The sequence below is a fragment of the Trichococcus sp. genome (assembly GCF_049589555.1).
GTDB lineage: Bacteria > Bacillota > Bacilli > Lactobacillales > Aerococcaceae > Trichococcus.
In genome coordinates, this window is sequence record NZ_JBAWAZ010000123.1 from 1 (window position 1) to 1,949 (window position 1,949).

Consider the following 1,949-nt stretch of genomic DNA (forward strand, 5'->3'; position numbering starts at 1 on the left):
TAATCCTGCTCAGCCGAATCCTCGAATGCGAGGAACACACCGGATGTTCCGATGCTGGCCATGCCTGTCTCAGCATTCACGATACCTGCGCCGATCGCAGCGCAGGCGTTATCTGCGCCACCCGCAAATACTTTTACTTCCTTTTCAAAACCGAAGCGATTCGCCAGTTCCGGCCGCAGGTTTCCGGTCATGCCCGATGAGCCGATCAATTCAGGCAGATGGGTTTCCGGGATGTCGAATTTTTCGAGAACAGCTTTGGACCATTCTTTCTTTTCCGCATCCAGAAGCAGCGTTCCGGCTGCGTCCGAGTAATCCATATGCATGGTGCCGGTCATCCAATAACCCAGATAATCCTTTGGCAGCAGCATATGCCGCACCTTTTCCCAGATTTCCGGCTCATTTTCCTGGATCCACAGAATTTTCGGTAAAGTGAATCCTTCCAACGCGATGTTTTTCGTGATCGCAAGCAGTTCTTCTCCGAATGTATCCATGATTTCCGCACACTGTTTCGTTGTCCTGACATCGTTCCAAAGGATCGCATTGCGGAGGACATTATTCTCTTCATCCAGCACAACCAAGCTGTGCATCTGGCCGGAAAAGCTGATCCCCTCCAATTTTTCGGTGAAGTCCGCTACTTCATCCTTCAGCCTGTCCAGCACGTACTCGCAGGCCAGGATCCATTGCCCCGGGTCCTGCTCGCTGTAGCCGGATTTCGGATGGATCAGCGGATACTCTTTTTGGGCGGAAGCTACTGCCTTGCCTTGCTCATCCAACAATAACCCCTTCAATGAACTTGTGCCCAAATCTATTCCTAACACATACGCCATAATTTCTGCTCCTCTTCTGTTGCATCCATCAACCGAACGACTTCTGTATGGATTATACTAGGTAGTCGTTCAAACGGGATTTGACGAATTCAAGATGGCTGGACTCCAGTTTGATGTCTCCGTTTTGCATGGAATACTCTGTCAATGATTCCAATGTTTCTTGATCCGACAAGATCCTTGCACCAACACCATCGTTGTAGCTAGCATAGCGTTTGTCTTTCAGATCATCGAAGAAACGTTCTTCTTTCAACTTGGCAGCAGCTATCAATCCGCGGGCAAAAGTGTCCATCCCGGCGATATGTGCCAACAACAGATCTTCCATCTCGAATGAGGAGCGGCGTACTTTGGAATCGAAGTTGATTCCGCCCGGCGCAATCCCACCGTTTTCAAGGATTTCATACATGGCCAATGTCGTATCGTAGATGTTCGTCGGGAATTCGTCTGTATCCCAGCCCAACAGCATGTCGCCTTGGTTGGCATCGATCGATCCCAGTGCATCGTAGCAACGGGCTACATTCATTTCATGTTCAAATGTATGTCCAGCCAAGGTCGCATGGTTCGCTTCCAGGTTCAGCTTGAAGTCGCCTTCCAATCCATATTTTTGGATAAAGGCCATTGTTGTTGCCGCATCGAAGTCGTATTGGTGTTTGGATGGCTCCATCGGTTTCGGTTCGATCAGGAACTGTGGTTTATGGCCGATTTTTTCGCCGTAAGCAACTGCCATTTTGAACAAACGGGCGATATTGTCCTGCTCAAATTTCATGTCCGTATTCAACAAGGACTCATAACCTTCACGGCCGCCCCAGAAGACGTAGTTTGCGCCGCCCAATTTCTTGCTGACGTCCAAGCCTTTTTTCACTTGTGCCGCCGCATAGGCAAAAACTTCAGCGCTATTGGAGGAAGCTGCCCCGTTCACATAACGTGGGTGGGAGAACATGTTTGCTGTGTTCCACAACAGTTTGATGCCGGTTTGATCCATCTTCTCTTTGATCAGGTCCGTGATTTCGTCGATATTATTGAAGAATTCTTCCAGCGAATCTCCTTCTGGTGCGATATCCACATCGTGGAAACAGAAGTATTCAACATCAAGTTTTTCCAAAATTTCAAAGAAAGCTTCCACAC

The 1,949-nt window shown here is 48.7% G+C and carries 2 protein-coding genes; both read right to left on the bottom strand.

The genetic code is table 11. The features are described 5' to 3' along the window. The coding region (locus WBV27_RS05165; protein ID WP_424200035.1) for an FGGY family carbohydrate kinase at positions 1-827 on the bottom strand (827 nt) is incomplete at its 3' end. Between the two features lie 52 nt (positions 828-879). Then, a partial coding sequence (gene xylA, locus WBV27_RS05170; protein WP_424200037.1) for a xylose isomerase occupies positions 880-1,949 on the bottom strand: 1,070 nt, incomplete at its 5' end.